At 52.5% G+C, this 19,207-nt stretch carries 19 protein-coding genes; 12 read left to right on the top strand and 7 right to left on the bottom strand.

Translation table 11 applies throughout. The annotated features are described in order from the left end of the window. Positions 1–3: 3 nt before the first annotated feature. Genes PED39_07335 through PED39_07315 form a run of 5 tightly spaced genes read left to right on the top strand, consistent with a single transcriptional unit; the run spans position 4 to position 5,899 of the window. Positions 4–579, top strand: coding sequence for a helix-turn-helix domain-containing protein (locus PED39_07335; GenBank protein ID WII07396.1), 576 nt, complete (start codon positions 4–6; stop codon positions 577–579). Next, positions 576–2,216 (top strand): AMP-binding protein, encoded by a 1,641-nt coding sequence (locus PED39_07330; protein WII07395.1) that lies wholly within the window; start codon positions 576–578, stop codon positions 2,214–2,216. Before PED39_07335 ends, PED39_07330 begins: the two co-directional genes overlap by 4 nt. After that, positions 2,213–3,652 (top strand): MBL fold metallo-hydrolase, encoded by a 1,440-nt coding sequence (locus PED39_07325; GenBank protein ID WII07394.1) that lies wholly within the window; start codon positions 2,213–2,215, stop codon positions 3,650–3,652. Before PED39_07330 ends, PED39_07325 begins: the two co-directional genes overlap by 4 nt. 4 nt (positions 3,653–3,656) lie before the next feature. Then, positions 3,657–4,226 (top strand): XRE family transcriptional regulator, encoded by a 570-nt coding sequence (locus PED39_07320; GenBank protein WII07393.1) that lies wholly within the window; start codon positions 3,657–3,659, stop codon positions 4,224–4,226. Then, positions 4,223–5,899 (top strand): AMP-binding protein, encoded by a 1,677-nt coding sequence (locus PED39_07315; GenBank protein ID WII07392.1) that lies wholly within the window; start codon positions 4,223–4,225, stop codon positions 5,897–5,899. Before PED39_07320 ends, PED39_07315 begins: the two co-directional genes overlap by 4 nt. Here PED39_07315 and PED39_07310 read toward each other — a convergent pair. The 6 genes from PED39_07310 to PED39_07285 all read right to left on the bottom strand — a co-directional run bounded on the left by PED39_07310 (position 5,893) and on the right by PED39_07285 (position 9,772). Further along, the gene (locus PED39_07310; protein ID WII07391.1) at positions 5,893–6,429 is read right to left on the bottom strand and encodes a YkgJ family cysteine cluster protein; all 537 of its coding nucleotides are present in this window, start codon (positions 6,427–6,429) and stop codon (positions 5,893–5,895) included. The two genes, PED39_07315 and PED39_07310, sit on opposite strands and share 7 nt — an antisense overlap. Positions 6,430–6,431: 2 nt before the next feature. Then, positions 6,432–6,779, bottom strand: a complete 348-nt coding sequence (locus PED39_07305; GenBank protein WII07390.1) for a zinc ribbon domain-containing protein — start codon at positions 6,777–6,779, stop codon at positions 6,432–6,434. Continuing rightward, a complete protein-coding gene (locus tag PED39_07300; protein ID WII07389.1) occupies positions 6,776–7,696 on the bottom strand; it encodes a transposase in 921 nt (306 codons plus the stop codon). Before PED39_07300 ends, PED39_07305 begins: the two co-directional genes overlap by 4 nt. 45 nt (positions 7,697–7,741) lie before the next feature. After that, positions 7,742–8,110 (bottom strand): helix-turn-helix domain-containing protein, encoded by a 369-nt coding sequence (locus PED39_07295; GenBank protein WII07388.1) that lies wholly within the window; start codon positions 8,108–8,110, stop codon positions 7,742–7,744. A 463-nt stretch (positions 8,111–8,573) separates the two neighbouring features. Beyond that, positions 8,574–9,146, bottom strand: coding sequence for a methyltransferase domain-containing protein (locus tag PED39_07290; protein ID WII07387.1), 573 nt, complete (start codon positions 9,144–9,146; stop codon positions 8,574–8,576). Further along, complete coding sequence (locus PED39_07285; GenBank protein ID WII07386.1) at positions 9,143–9,772, bottom strand: hypothetical protein; 630 nt, start codon at positions 9,770–9,772, stop codon at positions 9,143–9,145. The genes PED39_07290 and PED39_07285 overlap by 4 nt, the downstream gene beginning before the upstream one ends. A gap of 121 nt (positions 9,773–9,893) precedes the next feature. Here PED39_07285 and ppk1 point away from each other — a divergent pair, with 121 nt between their 5' ends. Beyond that, on the top strand, positions 9,894–11,951 hold the full coding sequence (ppk1, locus tag PED39_07280; protein WII07385.1) for a polyphosphate kinase 1: 2,058 nt from the start codon (positions 9,894–9,896) through the stop codon (positions 11,949–11,951). Positions 11,952–11,985: 34 nt separating this feature from the next. On the opposite strand, the gene PED39_07275 is transcribed toward ppk1, so the two are convergent. Next, positions 11,986–13,368, bottom strand: a complete 1,383-nt coding sequence (locus PED39_07275; protein ID WII07384.1) for a hypothetical protein — start codon at positions 13,366–13,368, stop codon at positions 11,986–11,988. A gap of 99 nt (positions 13,369–13,467) precedes the next feature. Between PED39_07275 and PED39_07270 the strand changes: the two genes are divergently transcribed. The 6 genes from PED39_07270 to PED39_07245 all read left to right on the top strand — a co-directional run bounded on the left by PED39_07270 (position 13,468) and on the right by PED39_07245 (position 19,204). Further along, positions 13,468–13,947: a hypothetical protein gene (locus PED39_07270; GenBank protein WII07383.1), complete on the top strand. Its 480-nt coding sequence runs from the start codon at positions 13,468–13,470 to the stop codon at positions 13,945–13,947. A gap of 113 nt (positions 13,948–14,060) precedes the next feature. After that, complete coding sequence (locus PED39_07265) at positions 14,061–15,167, top strand: iron ABC transporter permease (GenBank protein WII07382.1); 1,107 nt, start codon at positions 14,061–14,063, stop codon at positions 15,165–15,167. Continuing rightward, positions 15,164–15,931 (top strand): ABC transporter ATP-binding protein, encoded by a 768-nt coding sequence (locus PED39_07260; protein WII07381.1) that lies wholly within the window; start codon positions 15,164–15,166, stop codon positions 15,929–15,931. Before PED39_07265 ends, PED39_07260 begins: the two co-directional genes overlap by 4 nt. A 12-nt stretch (positions 15,932–15,943) precedes the next feature. Then, the gene (locus tag PED39_07255; protein ID WII07380.1) at positions 15,944–17,338 is read left to right on the top strand and encodes a hypothetical protein; all 1,395 of its coding nucleotides are present in this window, start codon (positions 15,944–15,946) and stop codon (positions 17,336–17,338) included. A gap of 172 nt (positions 17,339–17,510) precedes the next feature. Further along, entirely contained in the window at positions 17,511–18,782 is a 1,272-nt protein-coding gene (locus PED39_07250) for a phenylacetate--CoA ligase (GenBank protein WII07379.1), read from the top strand. After that, positions 18,782–19,204, top strand: coding sequence for an amino acid-binding protein (locus PED39_07245; GenBank protein ID WII07378.1), 423 nt, complete (start codon positions 18,782–18,784; stop codon positions 19,202–19,204). The genes PED39_07250 and PED39_07245 overlap by 1 nt, the downstream gene beginning before the upstream one ends. The last annotated feature ends 3 nt before the right edge of the window (positions 19,205–19,207 follow it).

Genomic DNA, 19,207 nt, shown 5'->3' with positions numbered 1-19,207 from the left:
GAAATGGAACCCATAGTAGCTGAAGTAGCGGAGCGTGTCAAAGCGATGCGCGAGATGTGCGACATATCGATCGAGGAGATGGCCGAGGTAGTCGGAAAGACTCCCGAGGAGTATATTGTCTACGAGTCCGGTCAGATGGACTTCTCATTCACTTTCCTCTACAAGGTCGCAGAGAAGTGCGGCATAGACATGGTTGAGCTCCTGACAGGAGAGAAGCCCCATCTGGCGGAGTGCACCTTCGTCAAGAACGGAAAGGGATTGCCGATCAACAGGCGCCTCGGATTCAAGTACGAGCACCTCGGATACACGCTGACAAACAGGCTCTCGGAGACCTTCGTCGTCACAGCGCCCTACATCGAAGGCGACAACGACGAGAACGTTCACCTCTCCTCCCATGCAGGAAACGAATTCGATTACGTCCTGGAGGGAAAGATGAGGTTCGTCCACGCAGGTCACTTCTATGACCTGGAGCCCGGGGATTCCGTCTACTACAACAGCGGATTGCCCCACGGAATGTATGCGACGACCAAGAACGGATGCAAATTCATAGCATCCGTCATGAAGGGTGAGGAGAAATGAGGAACCTCAACATGAGGTACGTCGACGAGACGTACGGTGAGGACGGAATACTCCAGAAGGTCACATACCACTATCCCGACAACTACAACTTCGGTTACGATGTCGTGGACGAGATCGCCAGGGAGGAACCTAACCGTCTGGCCATGATCTGGACCAACCCCGCTGGAGAGGAGAGGAAGTACACATTCGGCGACATCAAGAGGATGTCCGACAAGACTGCCAACTACCTTATGTCGCAGGGCATAGGCAAGGGGGACATGGTCATGGTCATCCTCAAGCGCCATTACCAGTTCTGGTATACCATCGTCGCCCTCCACAAGATCGGAGCGGTCATCGTTCCCGCGACGTTCATGCTCACCAAAGGTGACGTGGAGTACAGGGTCAGGTCAGCATCCATCAAGGCGGCGATCTGTACGGACATGAACGGGGTCTGCGAAGCAGTGGACTCCGCCGAGGACATCCCCTCGCTGACGATCAAGATGGTCGTGAACAGCAAGAGGGACGGATGGCTGCAGTTCGACGAGGGAGTCGAGGCTACATCCGAAAAGCTCGACAGGGTAGAGACCAACGTGAAGGAGCCCATGCTCATGTACTTCTCGTCGGGAACATCAGGATACCCCAAGATGGTCCTCCACGACCACCTCTACAGCCTCGGACACCTGTCCACAGCAAAGTACTGGCAGAACGTCGACCCCGAGGGAGTGCACCTCACCATAGCAGACACCGGATGGGGAAAGGCAGTGTGGGGAAAGCTCTACGGCCAGTGGCATATGGAGGCCGCGGTGTTCGTATACGATTACGACAAGTTCGAGCCCCATGAGATACTGCACATCATCGAGAAGTACAGGATCACTTCCCTGTGCTGTCCCCCTACCATGTTCAGGATGTTCATCAACGCCGGACTGGAGGGGCATGACCTCTCGTCACTGAAGTACTGCTGTATCGCAGGAGAGGCACTGAACCCCGATGTGTTCTACAGCTGGCAGAAGGCAACCGGTATCAAGCTCATGGAAGGTTTCGGACAGACCGAGACCACCTGCACGGTATGCAACATCGTCGGAATGGAGCCCAAACCAAGCTCTATGGGAAAGCCCTCGCCGCAGTACACGGTAAAAATTGTGGACCAGAATGGGGAGGAGTGCCCCAACGGACAGACCGGAGAGATCGTCATAGCCTGCGATCCCAAGCCCCCAGGACTCATGATGGAGTACTACCGCGATCCCGAGAAGACCGCCAAGGCGATGCACGACGGATGGTATCACACCGGGGATGTCGCATGGAGGGATGAGGACGGATACTATTGGTACGTCGGAAGGAACGACGATGTCATCAAGTCCTCAGGATACAAGATCAGTCCCTTCGAGATCGAGTCCGTTCTCGTCACCCACCCGGCAGTGCTGGAGTGCGCGGTCACAGGTATCCCGGACCCCGTCAGGGGACAGCTGGTCAAGGCCACTGTGGTGCTGAGGGAAGGATACGAGGGCACGGAGGAGCTGAAGAAGGAGCTCCAGAATTTCGTCAAGCACGAGACCGCCCCATATAAATATCCTAGAGCTATGGACTTCGTTAAGGAGCTTCCTAAAACGGTCAATGGAAAAATCCAGCGTGCCGAGATCAGGAAGAAGGACAGTCAATGACAGAGGAGCCGGTGAAGCGTACCTACACCACGAGGACCCCGGACAGGCCGGGAGCATTCATGCGTGCGTGCAAGGTCATCATGGAGAACGGGGGAAACATCACCCGTGTCAGCTACAAGAGGGGAGGCCTCAACCTTTTCATAGAGGTTGAAGGGACCAGGGCAGAGCTCAATTCCATCGAGAAGGGATTGAGCGAGATGGCCTATGTCGATGCCGAGGTCAAGGTCCCCACGGTGCTGGTCATGGAAGTGAAGATCCCCAACACGCCTGGTATGCTGTTCCCGGTACTGGAGATCATCGACAAGTACGAGGTCAACATCTCCTATCTGAACTCCAGGGAGGAGAACAGGGGATTCCAGAACTTTAAGATTGGAATGGAGGTCAGCGACCCCACCGTGTCTAAGAAGATTCTGGACGAGGTGTCTGAGATCTACCTCCTGAATGTGGTGTCCTACAACGGCAACTACGATGTGCTCGACACCACTGTAGGGTACATCCGCCTCGCCAGCCAGATCCAGAAGCTGTTCAGCCTCGGGGATGACAGGGTGAAGGAATTCGTATCGGAGTGCAGGGGAGTCACAGAGATGCTCCTGCAGAGGGGCCAGGATCCCTCCATAATCTTCGACAAGGTCCACCAGCTGGCGGAGTTCATAGCGTTCCACAGGGACCTCAACTTCAAGCCCAGGATCACCACCCATCAGATCACAGAGGAGACAACCCTCACGGTCATCGAGCCGCCCTGCGGCAGCAACACATATGTCCTGAGGAACGACGACAGCCTGCTGTTCATCGACTCCGGAATGGGAATATTCTCGGACGAGATGATCACAGAGCTCAGGGAGATGTTCCCTGCGTTCTTCAGCATGACCAAGACGATGCTGGTCACCCATGCCGATGCAGACCACTGCGGACTCTTGTCGGTCATCGACAACGCCGAGATAGCAGTGGACAAGAGGACAGCGGACAACCTGTTCGACATGGCCAGGCCCACAAGCGATTCAGATGCGTATGACTACTGCTACGGACGCCTCTGCAGGATCATTACCGATTATGAGGCACCAGAGAAGGACCGCATCAGGATAATCGGCGAAGCACCGGAATCCCACGAGGATTTCGTCCTGCTCAGCAAGATAAAGTTCGGGGATATCGAACTCGAGGTATTCGAGGGCCCCGGTATTCACACGAAGGGACAGACCGTCATAATCTGCAGGCAGCCCAAGCTCCTGTTCACCGGCGACCTGTACTCCAATGTGAAGGACGTCACCCCCGAGAGAGGGGAGTACAACCAAATCGCCCCCTACCTGTCCAAGGACTCGGAGGAGGATCTGGCAAGACTTACGGATACCCGTTCCAAGCTCGGTGCCATCATGGATACCATCGGCAGGAGCGGTATGATCGTCTGTGGCGGTCACGGGAACATAAAGGCCTTGAGGTGATGGAATGAACAGCAACTACATTTCGGACCGTATCCAGGCAATGCGCGACCTCGTCGGCCTCTCCACAGCGGAGATGGCAGCGGCCACCGGAGTCTCCGAAGAGGAGTACATCAGGTGCGAGAACGGCGAGCAGGACTGCACATTCACATTCCTCAGCAAATGTGCCGACAAATTCCAGGTCGACCTCGTCGAGCTGATCACCGGCGAGAATCCCCGTCTCAACGACTACATCGTCGTGCAGGACGGAATGGGCCTGCCGATCAACAGGCGCAAGGGACACGAGTATTACCATCTCGCCGCATACTTCAAGGACAAGCTGGCAGAGCCCTATCTTGTCAACGCCCCCTATGACGAGTCGGAACAGGATGCGGAGATCCCCACCTCGGTCAACGACGGTCAGGAGCTGGTGTACGTCATCAGCGGAAGCATCAGGTTCGTCCATGACGACCATGAGGAGAACCTCATCGCAGGTGATTCGGTCTACTACGATGCGACCAAGCCCCACGGCATGATAGCCACCAGCAAGGACGGCAGCACATTCCTGGTCGTCTCTGTGAAGGGAGGCAGCGCATGACCAGGGACATCAACCTCCGCTACGTCAACGAGACGTACGACGAGAACGGTCTCCTGAAGACATACAGCGTTCACTACCCCGACAATTTCAACTTCGGCTACGACATCGTAGACGACATCGCCATCAACGATCCCGACCGCAGGGCATTGGTCTGGTGCGACGACAGGGGACACGAGAAGGTGTTCACGTTCGCCGACATCAAGCGCCTGTCCGACAAGACTGCCAATTACCTTACGGCACATGGCGTCAAGAAGGGAGACATGGTCCTTGTCGTCCTGAAGCATAACTACCAGTTCTGGTATGTCACCGCAGCCCTCCACAAGATGGGCGCAGTGGTGATCCCAGCCACATTCATGCTGAAGAAGCATGATATCGAGTACCGTATCAACTCCGCTTCCATCAAGGCGGCCATCGTGACATCAGATGCACCCGTGTGGCAGGAATTCGATAAAGCCGAGAACATCCCCACGCTCAAGTTCAAGTGCATGACCAACTCGCAGTACAACGGCCCCTGTCCTCCCGGATGGGATGACTTCGATGCCGGAGTCGAGGCCGCTTCAGAGGATTGGAAGAGGGTCCCCACTCACGTCAGGGACATGATGCTGATCTACTTCACATCGGGAACCTCAGGCAACCCCAAGATGGCCGTGCACGACCACTCGTACCCCATAGGACACATCCTCACCGCCAAGCATTGGCATTGCGTCGTTCCCGATGGGCTTCACTGGACTGTCGCCGAGACTGGATGGGCTAAGACCGCATGGGGAAAGCTGTACGGCCAGTGGATCATGGAGGCCGGACTGTTCGTGTACGAGCACAACAAGTTCGACCCCGTGGCTGTGCTGAATCTCATCGAGAAGTACAGGATCACAACATTCTGCTGTCCGCCCACCATGTTCAGGATGTACTGCAACGCAGGACTGGAAGGCCACGACCTTTCGTCCCTCACCCACACCAACATCGCTGGTGAGGCGCTCAATGCGGATACATTCGACAAGTGGTATCAGGCCACAGGACTGAAGCTCATGGAGGGATTCGGACAGTCCGAGTCCACAGTCATAGTCGGTAACCTCAGGGGAATGACCCCCAAGCCCGGTTCCATGGGTAAACCCTCACCTCAATACAAGGTAGATATCATCGACGAGAACGGCAAGCCCTGTCCGCCCAGCGTGGTCGGGGAGATCGTCGTAGGAGTGGACCCCCACCCCGCAGGAATCTTCGTCGGCTATCTGCACGACAGGCAGAAGACAAGGGCCACGCTCTTCGGAGGATTCCATCATACCGGTGACCTCGCCTGGAAGGACGAGGACGGTTACTTCTGGTATGTCGGAAGGAACGACGACGTCATAAAATCCTCAGGATACAGGATCAGTCCGTTCGAGATCGAATCGGTTCTCCTGACCCACCCCTGCTGTCTCGAGTGTGCCGTCACTGCGGTTCCGGACCCGGTAAGGGGACAGATCGTCAAGGCCACCATCGTCCTGAGGGACGGATACGAGGGCACGGACGAGCTCAAGAAGGAACTCCAGGACTACGTCAAGAAAGAGACAGCCCCGTACAAGTACCCCAGGGCAGTCGATTTCGTGAAGGAGCTCCCCAAGTCCATCAGCGGTAAGATCAAACGTGTCGATATCCGCAACAAGGACAAGGAGCTTGCAAACCAGAATCAGTGAGCCTCAGGGAGGATAACGTCCTCTCTGCGCTCCTCTATCTTTTCTTTGATCGTCCTCTTGATGACCCTGGTGCAAGGCCATTTCGAGTCCATGTAGGCGATGAGTTTCAGAATATCCGCATCGGGATTGGTCAGAGCAAGGTAGACCCTGCTCATGAACATAGATACGGCGTAAGGGAAATCATCGCAGATCTGGGGTCTGTCCTTCCAGACGGTGCATCTCTTGTCATCGCCAAGGAAGGGACAGGGCCCGTTGTTCTGCTTGTTTATCAGGAACCTTCCGTCAGGCATCTCCACGACGTAGTTCCTTCTGAACATGAACGGCGTGATGCCTGCAGCCGAAGCGACCCTGTCGATCTCCTCCGGGAGGATCACGATGTTGGGCTGGTGGCAGCATCTTCCGCACATCTCGCACGGGAAGTCGTCCTTGTAGGACAGGCATATCTCGTAGGCAATGTCGAGGTTGTGCTCCATATCTGGAGTGATCTCGTCGAGACCTTCGAGTATGTACTTCCCGCGGTAGATCGCCATGTTCACACCAGGATCGTCAGTCCGTACATGAATGCGATGACGCTCAGCAGGAGTCCGATGCCGCCAAGGGCCAGCAGGAGGTTCTTGTTGGGCAGGTTCATCAGCCTGGATGCGTTGAAGGAGTATCCTCCGAGGACAAGTCCGATCGCACCGAGGATCAGGGAGACGATGAGCATGTCTCCGATGATTATGGGGATGACGGCGATTATTCCGACGATCAGGGCGACGTATGAGAAGATCGCACGGTTGACCTTCATCTCGGGTATGTAGGTCTCGCTCAGCTTCCAATCGCATTTCTCGCAGAAGAGGGCATCATCTGCGTTATCGAAACCGCATTTCGAGCATTTCATGCGTGTGTGATTGACTGCTCAGATATTAACCTGACTTTGACACATCGCAGCGATCCGGCTGACCGATCGGTGAAGGTCTCTGTACGTGCCTCTCCGCCTATCATGGCGGTCGGCGATTCGTCCTTTGCAGGAACGGGGTGGCCGGTCCACCCCCTGTGAAGTATATTGATCGCCGCATTGACATCCCTGTCCACGGTGAGGCCGCAGCAGGGGCACATATGTATGCGGACATCCAGCTTCTTCTTCACTTCCGCTCCGCATTGGGAACACATCTGGGAAGTCCCTCTGGGATTGACTTCGATCACCCTCTTGCCGGCGCATTCTGCCTTGCTTTGGATCCTGTTTCTCAGCAATCCCAGGGAACTGTTGACGAAACCGCGGGTCATGCTCTTCGATAACGACCTGTTCCACAGCTTCTTCACGTTCAATTTCTCCATCACAATGATGTCGTTGTTGTCCACTATCTCCTTCGATATCCTCTCTATGTTCTCCTTCCTTTTGTTTACCATTTTCTCATGGTGATGCCTGAGCCTGCTGCGTGCCTTCCTCTCCTTGACAGGATCACAGCAGTCCTTGGACAGCCTTTGACTGAGCTTCTTCAGTTTCTTCAGATCGTTCCGCATGTCGTTGCTGTGGTCGTAGGTCTTACAGTACGATGTTGCCGCTATGTGCCTTATGCCCATATCCACTCCGACGGCCTTGGGCTCCGAGTGCTCCTTGGGCTCTTCGGCTGGGAATTCGTAAGAGATGCACGCGTAGTATTCCATATGGGTGCCCATGTCCTTCCTTGATATGATGCAGGTCTTCGGCTCCCCCGGTAGAGGCGTGTCCTGGTTGTAGCACCTTATCAGCCCCTTGACCTTCCCCAGCCTCAGCTTCCTGACCCTCTTCCCGTTTACATTTACAGCATACTCCAATCCGAAGTCCCTTTTGGAAAGATGGGCGTAGGAATCGTACCTACCCTACTTCCTGTACCTCGGCCATGACATGTCAATCGGAGATCCGGCAGGTATGGTCCCTTTCGCCACGGCCCTGTCCCTCTTCCTGACCGCGTTCTCCCTGCATTTGGAACAGGCCTGATGTACCCTTCTCGATACGTCGTTGTGGGTCATGCTGTGCATCTTCCGGAAGCACGGCCACATCTTCCTTAATTTGGTGCAGAGGTTGTTCATCTCGAACTCAGATAGGATCCTCTCCTCCTCGGCATAAGCCAGTTTGTTGGCAGTGATGAGGTAGTTGAAGACGTACCTGTTGTAGCCGATGGTGCAGTCTATCATATCCCTTTGAGTAGCATTGGGCTCGATCCTCATCTTGAGCACTTTGTAGCACATCGTCGGATGGGTTGTATCTTTAGAATATAATTGTGCGTCCGGTTCGTCGGTCCCTATCCAGAAAATGCATGTTTATGTTCATCATAATAAACGCCGTATCATTCAATGGAACGTCACCGCTTGTGTTGCGCGATGATCATTCAGAGCATTTTCCATCCTTTGAAACAACTTCATTTGACACATGATCCGTTCGGTCCAGACGTCCGAGGACTCGGATTATTCTCGTTTAATCCGAGACGAAATTTGACAGCTGATGCCCGTTAGGAACATTGAATGGATGAGCGGTCCGTCGGTTCTTGATTTCCGATATAACTCAAGTCAGGAATGGGTGTCTATCCGTATCATATCGCCTGATGTGTCCAATCAGAGATGTCCTCCACGGTTAGATCCCGCTCCATATCGACAACTGTCAAATTCTGTCGGTTCCCGTTTTTTAGAATAATGATTGGCAGATGTGTCAAAGTCAGGTATTAAGTTTCATTAGGGCCTCGACTCTGGAGCGTACCGTGCCGAACCTGGTCGGTTCCTCCTTGGTCTCCAACGATTCGATGGTGAAATCCCTAAAGGCATCCCTGATCATCGATTCATCGTAGAAGCGATAGAAGATGTCGGAATCCTCTCTCTTCTTGGAGCGCATGTCGTTAGGGGTGAAGCTCCTGACGAAGACGTATCCGCCATCCTTCAGCACCCTGCGAATCTCTCCGACGGTCGAAGAAAGTTCCTCGTCGTTCAGATGCTCCATAACATGGACGGCCGTGATATAATCGAAGGAGCGGTCATCGAACGGCATATCTGTGATGCTGCAAACACGGAATTCCGAATCCTTGAAACGTTCCCTGCACTGTTCGACTGCCACCGATGAGAAGTCGACGCCGGTGACATCGTATCCGTTATCGATGAGGGTGGACGTCGTCTTACCGTTGCCGCATCCGAGATCCAAAGCCTTTCCTTTGTTCGGAATGGGGATGGAAGTGTTGCCTCTCCAAGTCGTCTGGTTCCCGGAATAGAGCCGATTCCAGAGCTCTTCCTGACTCATCTCCTGTACGCCTCGTTCACTGCCTTCAGCCAGTTGTAGAACAGCTCTACCGCCTTCTCGCTCAGGATCACGAATGTGTTGGCCGGGCCCTTCATCATCCTGTCCGGACGCATGGAGATCTTCAGATCGCCCATCTCGAAGATCATGGACCTGTCGGAGACGGAGTTGTTATGCATGACCAGATTCCTCATCAGGAACACCAGGTCCCATTCCTTGAGCTCTTTCTCCGAGACCAATCCCTTCTTGGCCGAGGCATAGATGATGTACCTGAGGTACAGGTAGCTGTTGTCCTTCATCGCCTCTTCCTTGATGTCGTTCATCCAGTAAGCGGGGATGCAATCCTTCGCAGCCTTCTCTATCGAGGACATGGTGTCGGTGAACAGCCCTCTGGTGACTATGACGACCCTCTCATTCTCCTGAGCCTGGTTGTCCTCTTCCTGGAATGGTCTGACCGACCTCTCCAGAAGTGTGACGATCTCTCTGGTCAGGATGCCGCGGTTATAGATGTTGTAGAAGCACATCGAACGGAAGTCATTCTGCCTGTTGACGAAATGGTTCTCCACATCTTCGATCATCGATCCGACTCCGTCGATGAATGTGTTAAGTTCTTCCGTAACGGTGTTCACGTTCTGGAGACGGTATTAATCATTGATATCCGTAGCGGTTTAGAATTTTACCAAGTTAAGTAAGCACCTTTATTAATTATAATTACCTTAATAAGCCTGCATTTTCAAAGGATGGATGGGAATGTCAACGAAAATCGATCTCTACGACAAGAAGTACTACATCAACAGGGAGATGTCATGGCTAGAGTTCAACCAGAGATGTCTGGATGAGGCCAACAATTCCGACAACCCCTTGTTGGAGAGGGTAAAGTTCCTTGCGATCTGCTACAACAATCTGAACGAGTTCCTGATGATCCGCATGCCGGGTCTCCTCAGCAAGACTCCTTCAATCGCCCAGAGCGCTCCCGACTACATCAACAACGACAAGATCATCGGCATGGTGTCCGAGAGGATGAACAAGCTCTACAGCGACTACGAGGTCTGTTGGAAATCGTTGAGGAAACTCCTTGCCAAGGAGAAGATCCGCATCAAGAGAATCGATGAGTTGACGGACGAGCAGCTGGAGTGCGTCAGGAAGTTCTACAAAGAGAGGGTCCACATGATGTTGACCCCGCTTGCCCTGGACATTTCTCACCCGTTCCCATTCATATCGAACAACTCAGTCAACGTAGCATTCAGGCTCAGGGGAGAGGAGAACGGAGTCGTATATGCTAGGGTCAAGGTGCCCGACACACTGAACAGGTTCGTCCGCGTCACCGCAGGTAAGAGCAAGCTGGAATACGTCCTCCTGGAGGATGTCATCAAGGACTCCGCGCATCTGCTGTTCCCCGGAATGACCATCCTCGGTGCGTACTCGTTCTGCATCATTAGGAATGCGGATGTCAAGATCACGATCGATGAGGCATGCGATCTCATGGATGCTGTGGAGGAGAGCATCAACGGAAGGGATATGGGTTACCCCGTTGCCATGATCACTGAATCGTCCATGCCCAAGAACATGCAGTCAAGGTTCCTCAGGAACCTCAACCTATCTGATGAGCAAGTCATCACCACCAAGGATGCACTTGCCCTTTCCAGCCTCTGGCAGCTGTACGCCATAGACCGTCCTTCTCTGAAGGAGAAGCCGCTCATACAGACGACGCCCACCGATCTTCAGGAGGATGGCGACATCTTCGAGTGGATTAAGAAGAGGGACAGGATCCTCTACCACCCGTACGAGTCGTTCGCCAACATCGTCAGGTTCATGAGGCAATCCGCTATGGATCCCAACGTCCAGAGCATCAAGATCTGCCTTTACAGACTGGGAACAGATCCATCTATATTCGAGGCCCTGAAGGCCGCCAGGATGAACGGGAAGAGCGTATCCGTCCTGATGGAGCTCCGTGCGAAGTTCGATGAGGACCGCAACATCAAATGGGCGAAGGACCTGGAAGCCATCGGAGTGCATGTGGTGTACGGCCCCGTCAATCTCAAGGTCCACTCCAAGCTGCTCCAGGTAGTCAGGCTGGAAAATGGACATCTCGTCACATACACCCACCTCAGCTCAGGTAACTACAACGTCAGTACTGCCAAGCAGTACGGCGACATATCGTTCCTCACGGTCAATAAGGAGATCGGAGAGGACGTCAGCGAACTGTTCAACGCGCTAACCGGATACTACGGACAGAGGAAGTACAACCACCTGCTCGTAGCCCCTGCAACTCTCAAGGCATCGCTCCTCAAGAAGATCGATACGGAGATCAAATGCCATGAGTCCAACGGAAACGGCCACATCATCATGAAGGCCAACGGACTCATCGACCAGGATATCATCGCAGCCCTTTACAAGGCATCCAACGCCGGTGTCAAGATAGATCTGAACATCAGGGGACTCTGCTGTCTCCGCCCCGGAATCTCGGATGTATCCAAGAACATCCGCGTCATCAGTATCGTCGACAGGTTCCTGGAGCACTCGAGGATCTACTACTTCCACAACAACGGCAAGCCCGAGATGTACATGGGATCCTCGGATATGATGCCAAGGAACCTTCTGGCAAGAATCGAGGTCCTGTTCCCTGTTCTGGATAAGGATCTCATGAAGTCCATCAAGGAGAACATCCTGGACATCCACTTCGCGGACAACGTGAAGGCCAAGGAGCTGAAGGAGGACGGAACCTACGTCCCTGTCAAGAAGGATGGCAAGGCGCTCCGTTCCCAGCAGTGGTTCATAGAACACAACGGCTGCTGGCAGCTGAAGTAAAAAACTATGGGGGTCGAACCCCCATTTTTATGTTTCAATCGAGCTCTTTCTTGAGAGTATCGACTATGGTCTGGAGGACCTTGATCCTTCCGTACCTCTTGTCCACGCATTCAACAGCGACCCAAGGAGCATAACTGGTGTTGGTCTGCTTGATCATGCTGTTGACGTATTTCTCATAGACCTCCCATTTCTCCCTGTTGCGCCAGTCCTCATCGGTCAGCTTCCATTGTTTGAGGGGATCGGCAGCACGGTCATTGAAGCGTTTGAGCTGTTCCTCGTTGGTGATGTCTATCCAGAACTTGATGAAGATCACATGGCTCTTGGCCAGCGAGGATTCGAAGAGGTTGATCTCCCCCGCTGCGCGGGAGTATTCGAGCTCGCTGCAGAATCCTTCAATGGGCTCCACCATCATCCTGCCGTACCAGCTCCTGTCGAAGATCGCTATCTTCCCCGGGTCCGGTACGCTCTTGGCGAATCTCCAGAGGTGTGTGTGGGATTTCTCCTCGGCCGTAGGGGCAGGGACAGGGAATGTCTTGTAACCGCGAGGGTTCAGAGCTTGGGTGACCCTCTTGATGCATCCTCCCTTTCCAGCGGCATCCCATCCCTCGAAGACCAGAACCATCGACTTGTCGCTCTTGGCCAGCTTTATTTGGAGTTCAGCAAGCTTCTTCTGAAGCTTTGCAAGCTTCTTCTCGTAATCATCCTTGCTCATGGTCTTCGTGAAGTCCAGTTTCTCCCTGGGATTGGGGCAGGCCTCGATGATGTCGAACTTCTCCGGATGGCGGGGCATCTTAAGGAGGTCGTTGAATCTGAATTCGATAAGGTCGGCGATCTTCTTGACGGTATCCTTGTAGTCGCCCATATCGATGATATCCCAAGTCGCGTACTTGCTGTTGGTCTGGTCGAGGAGGTTGCTGATCTTGTTCTTGGAAACGTTGAACTCTTTGATATGACCGAGATCGTTGAAGACATCGTCCTCGCCGTCCAGAGTCACCGGATAGGATTTCTTGTGCTTCTTCAGCTTGTCCTCATCGAAGTTCAGGAAGATCTTGATCACATTGACGCCGTTGTTGTACAGATACCTCTCGAACGAGTTGGCGAGATTGATGTTGTGGGAGAGGTTGCTCTCCTTGTCAGAAAGGATTCCGGTGTACCATCCTCTGTCGAAGATTGAAATGGTGCCTTTTGGTGCGATATTGAGGAGACAGTATTGGATCCATGGGAGCTTGGCGTTGCTCACGCAATGGTATTTGATGTTCCTTGGCTCAAAAATCGCAACTATCTGGTTCACGATGTGCGACATGGCCATACCGCCCTCTCCCTCGAAGAGGATTACCGTGGCCATTTTCCTATCCGCTAAATCGTGCTCCAACTGTGTGAGTGTGGTGGCTTTTTCCTTGCTGATTAGGAGGTCCATGTGATGCGTAGCGGGATTTTCGTATTTATTGTAGAAGATGGATGGATTTGGTTTTGATTGAACGCAGGCTCTTTTTATGTTGATGATGCTGCAGGTAATATGGAAGGTGGCTTCGGCAACAAGTCAACCGCAATAGCGCTTGTCATGGTTATGATGATGGGCTCTATACTGATCTTTGCCATGTACGAAATGGCCATGTTCAACAATCCAGATCCTCATGACCATTCCCATGAGTACGAGGTTACTGGAATCCTGTTTGGAGAGGAATGCGAAGGTAGCGCGGAATCGAGCTATAGGCCAGAGTCTGCAGGGGAGTACCTGTACCAATTCGTATACGAGGCCACATCCGCCAGCCATACGGTCAAGAACAGCGTCGGATTGTTCTTCGACATCAATGATCGCCCTCTTAGCATGTATTCATACAGAGGTCAGGAATCATTGGACGGGACCCTTTACGATTTATGGTCGATATCGATAGGGGATGTCGAGTATCTTTTCTACATAGGCGACCTGTGCAAAGTGGTGAAATTCACTGTTTCAGGTTCGAATTACAACCTGTCTGCCAGATTAGTCAATTGATTATGACTAATGTCCTATACAGGTAATCTTTCTCCGCCAATCATAATGGACTATATATCCAACTTATTGAATCAGAGTTCGATACCATGGATGGAAACAGTCCAAATGGTGAAATGACCGAAAAAGGCAGCCCGTCAGAAGACGTCCTTGCTATGATTAAGAGCAAAGAGGAGGCCGTTCGTTTCCGCGAGTCCTACTCAAAGCTTATTCGTCACAGGGTTCTTTTCATCATAATCGCCACAATTTTGCTGATAATTACGGCATTGTACGCCATAACTATCGGTTCCTATACCATCACATTTACTGAGGTTTATGAGAACATTTGGTATTGGATATCAGGTGCTGAACCTCCGGATATAACAAAGTACCATATTGCTGCGGAAGTCAGGCTCCCAAGGGTGCTCACAGCCATGCTGGCCGGTGTCGGTCTCGCAATCGCGGGAACCACCATGCAGGGTATGCTGAAGAACCCATTGGCCGACCCATACACCATGGGTATTTCCTCGGGAGCGGGATTCGGAGCGGCCCTGGCTCTCATCGTAGGCTTCGAGATCATCGCCGGCGGAGGAATCGTCATCAATGCATTCGTGTTCGCAGTCATCCCTGCCGTCGTCATTCTGATGATGTCGAAACTGCATACTGCATCGCCTACTGTGATGATCCTATGCGGTATCGGTATGATGTATCTGTTCGATGCCCTGACGCAGCTGTTCATGATCTCGGCTCATCCCGAGGATATGTCGGCTGTTTATCAGTGGATGGTCGGATCCATATCCGGAACAGACTTCAGCAACGTGATCGTCATTCTTGTCATTGTGATCGCAGGTTCAATCGTCCTCCAGGCCCTATCTAAGCAGTTGAATGTCATGGGCCTCGGCGATGAGAGTGCTAAAGCATTGGGAATCAATGTGGAAAACCGCAGGATGCTCATGATGTTGGTCCTTACGCTCATGGCAGCAGCCATCGTTAGTTTTACCGGAATCATCGGATTCGTCGGATTGGTCTCGCCCCACATCGCAAGGGTGTTCGTGGGAACGGACAACCGTTATCTCATACCTTCATCCGCTATTGTCGGAGCCCTGTTGCTCGTTGTTGCTGATATTGTCTCAAGGACGATCGTCGCACCGAACATACTGCCGATTGGAGTGGTCACTTCCTGTATCGGAGGTCCGCTGTTCCTGTTCCTGATCCTTAAAGCTAGGAAGGAGGCGTGGGCATGACAGTACTCAAGGTGGAGAATCTGGATTTCAAGTATCCAACTAAGCAGATCCTCTACGATGTCAGCGTGACTTTCGACAAGCCGGAGCTTGTGTGCATCCTTGGTCCGAACGGTGTAGGTAAGACCACCATCGCCAAGACTCTGAACAAGCTCTACATCCCTTCAGCAGGGAATGTATACATCGACGGCGAGAACGTGGCCGACATGTCCCGTCTGGACATAGCCAAGAAGATTGCTTACGTTCCCAATAGTGTGTCCAGTGCCTTCTCCATGAAGGTGCTAGAATCAATCCTTCTAGGACGTGCACCAGTCTCAGGTTACAGCATTACGGAGAAAGATCTCGAGATAGTAGAAAAGGTCGTGACGCTACTCGATCTTGACGAACTCTGTGAACGTGATATCAGTCAGCTGAGTGCCGGACAGGCCCAGCGTGTCACGATAGCACGTGGATTGGTCCAGGATCCGAAGGTCCTCATCCTTGATGAGCCCACATCCAACTTGGATGTCCGTTATCAGATGGAGATCATGAGATTCCTCAAGGACTACGCTAAAGAGAAGCAGATCATCATCATAATGGTCTGTCACGACCTCAACATTACCGCTGCATACGCCGATCGCGTTATCCTCATGCATCAAGGAAGGATATTCGCCGACGGAAATGTTCAGGATGTTCTCACAGAGGAGAACATGAAAACGGTTTACCGTATTGATACAAAAGTCGTCCAGATAGATGGGTTGACTCATATCGTACTGAATCCCCTTTAATCAGGTGATATAATGGATAAAAAGACAATGATCGTTATAGCCGTCGTGGCTGTAGTGGCAGTAGCAGGAATAGCTGCTTACTTTGTCATGAGCGGAAACGGCGGTGGCGACTCCGACGACGATGGAAAACTGGTCGGAAAGATACTCAAGGAGTCCGAATACCCCTCTAAGTCATCGAGGCTTTGGGTGTATGGAAACGCAAATGAAGATGACAAGCTGGACAACTCTGACGTGACATACCTTGAGGGAATAATTAGCGGAAAGAACAAGGCGACGGTCCTTGCAGATGCGAATGCAGATGGAAATATCGATTCCAAGGATGTCGCATACGTCAAGAGTATCATCAACGCTAAGGCCAACACGAAGCTGGCAGTATACTACGTTGACAACTACCACCAGATTTCTGCAGTCCACTGGCCTGTCAACAGCATCGCTATCGGATTCTCATCTGGAGCTTACCTTGCGGATCTGACTGGTCTCATCGACAAGGTCGGAATGGTTGACGACACAATTCTGAAGAAGAATTGGTACAAGATCAACGACAAGTACGGTACTCTCCCCTCGTTTGGATGGGAAGAGGAGCCCGATCTCGAGAACGTCCTCGAATACAAGATCGATGTGTATGTCCCCGGATACTGTTACACCATCACCGACAAGGACACCAGGAAGTTCTTCGAGGGAACCAGTACCGACTGTATGTACATGAACACCTGTGACAAGGATGGAGGAGGAGACGATTCCGCCAAAGAGGATATCGACAGATCGATCGTCATGTTCGCATTCCTGCTTCAGGGAGATATGGACAGGACATACGAGTACCTTGCATGGCATGACGAGGTGCTGAACGACATCCAGAAGGCAGTCGCAAACATCACGGAAGCTGACAAGGTCCCCTACATCATGTTCAGGGATTCACCCAAATATGTCGAGACCGGAATCTACACCATCGCTGGAAAGGGTAACACCTGTACCTACCACGGAGAGTTCGCCAAGGCACTCGTTCCTGGACAGAACCTTGAATTGAAGGATGTCTACAACAAACTCGACGAGGATGCGATCTACGAGATCGTCAGAAAGTACGCCAAAGACGGACAGATGTACATCATCTACAACGAGAACGACGGATTGAGGCAGGATAAGCAGCTCATTCCTGGAATCAAGTCCATCGCTGAGATGATGAAGAACTCCGGAGTGACCATCAAGTACCTCGGAATGGCAAGAGAGACCTGTAACAGCGGTCTGTACCTGGCTGAGACAGCATTCTACCTGAACATGCTGTACCCGGAGTGCTCCGGTGACATCGACTACAAGGAGATCTTCGATTACTACTACGAGCATTTCGTAACCAAGGATCTGTCCGATCTCATCGACATGGACCATTTCTTCCTCGAGGAAATTCCTAACTGAAACACCAAAGCTCCCGAAAGGGAGCAAACCCCCTTTCTTTCCTTTTACGAATTTCGTAGCATCTACCAAAGTGCTTTCATTCAATCGCACATTATATAATGGGCTCGGATATCGAGGATTAACCAAAACAAAGCTGGGAATGAAAATGTTCTGGAACCCGAAGATAGAATGTATGCCACCGGAGGAGATGAAGAAACTCCAGTACGATGAACTGAAAGCGCTCGTCACGAAACTGTACGAGTCCAACCAGTTCTACCATGACAGGATGGAGTCCAAAGGTGTTAAGCCCGAGGACATCAAGTGCATCGAGGACATCTCGAAGCTGCCTTTCATGTTCAAGCAGGATCTGCGCGACAACTATCCGACCAAGATGTTTACCGTTCCCAACAACCAGGTGGTCAGGTACCATGTTTCATCCGGTACCACCGGAAAGCCCACGCTCGTGGGATACACCGAGAATGACCTTGGATACTGGACAGAGGCATTGGCAAGATCCCTCACAAGAGCAGGAGTAGGTCCCGAGGACGTACTTCAGGTCTGTTACGGATACGGGCTGTTCACCGGCGGATTGGGACTCCATTACGGAGGAGAGAAGGTCGGTGCCACCGTCCTTCCTGCCAGCACAGGCAACTCTGAAAGGCAGATCGAGCTAATGCTCGACCTCGGCGTCACGGCCATCGCCTGCACGCCATCATACTTCATCCACCTTATCGACGTGGCCAAGAAGATGGGAGTGGACTTCAGGAGGGACACCAAGCTCAGGGTCGCCTTCCTTGGAGCCGAGCCCTGGTCCGAGGCGATGAAGAAGAAGATCGAGGACGCGACCGGAGTGGAGGCATACGACATCTACGGTACGTCCGAGCAGGGCGGTCCGATGTTCACCGACTGTCCTTGCCACAATGGAATCCACATCGATGCAGATATCATGTACATAGAGGTCATCGATCCTGAGACCGAGGAGGTCTTGCCTGCTGGACAAAAGGGAGAGCTCGTCGTTACCATGCTCAAGAAAGAGGCCTTCCCTCTGGTCAGGTACCGCATCAAGGACATGACTGAGATCATGACCGATCCCTGTCCCTGCGGCAGGACTTCTCCGAGGATCGCTAGGATCACTGGAAGGTCTGACGACATGCTGATCATTCGTGGAATCAACGTGTTCCCCAGCCAGATCGAGTATACTCTGATGCAGATCCCCGAGGTAGGGGACCAGTACATGATCTATGTGACCAGGGATGGAGCCCTCGACAACATGAAGGTCCAGGTGGAGATCAAGCCTGATGCCTTCAGCGATAACATGGACGATATGCTCAAACTCAGGGCCCACATCGAATCCGCTTTAAAGAAATACCTCAATATAGCCGTCACAGTAGAGCTCAAAGCCCCCGGAGAACTTCCCAGGTTCGAGGGCAAGGCCAAGAGAGTGATCGACAACAGGGTGATCTGATGTCCAACATAATCAAGCAGCTTTCAATATTCGTCAACAACGAGCCCGGACGCCTGGCGTACATATCATCGGTGCTCAAGGAATGCAACGTCAACATGAGGGCCTTCAATCTAGCCGAGTCCACAGAGTTCGGTATCCTGAGGACCATCGTTGAGAACCCCGACGATGCCTACGACAAGCTGAAGGCCAAAGGCATCATCGTCAAGAAGACGGATATGATCGGAGTCTATCTGGATGACACTCCCGGTGCCCTATTCCAGTCCGCCGATGCCCTGGGAAAGGCTAATATAAACATTGAGTATGGTTACGCCTATTCCTACAATGACAAGGCGATATTCTTCATCAGGGTTGATGACCCTGAGAAGGCCGTCGATGTCATCGGCAAACAGGGCATCAAGATGGTGTCCGAATCGGAGATTTGATTA

It is taken from the genome of Methanomassiliicoccales archaeon LGM-RCC1, assembly GCA_030168575.1.
Classification (GTDB): Archaea; Thermoplasmatota; Thermoplasmata; order Methanomassiliicoccales; family Methanomethylophilaceae; genus Methanoprimaticola.
Note: the sequence above shows the minus strand (reverse complement) of the source record. Positions and strands in the feature narration are given on the sequence as shown.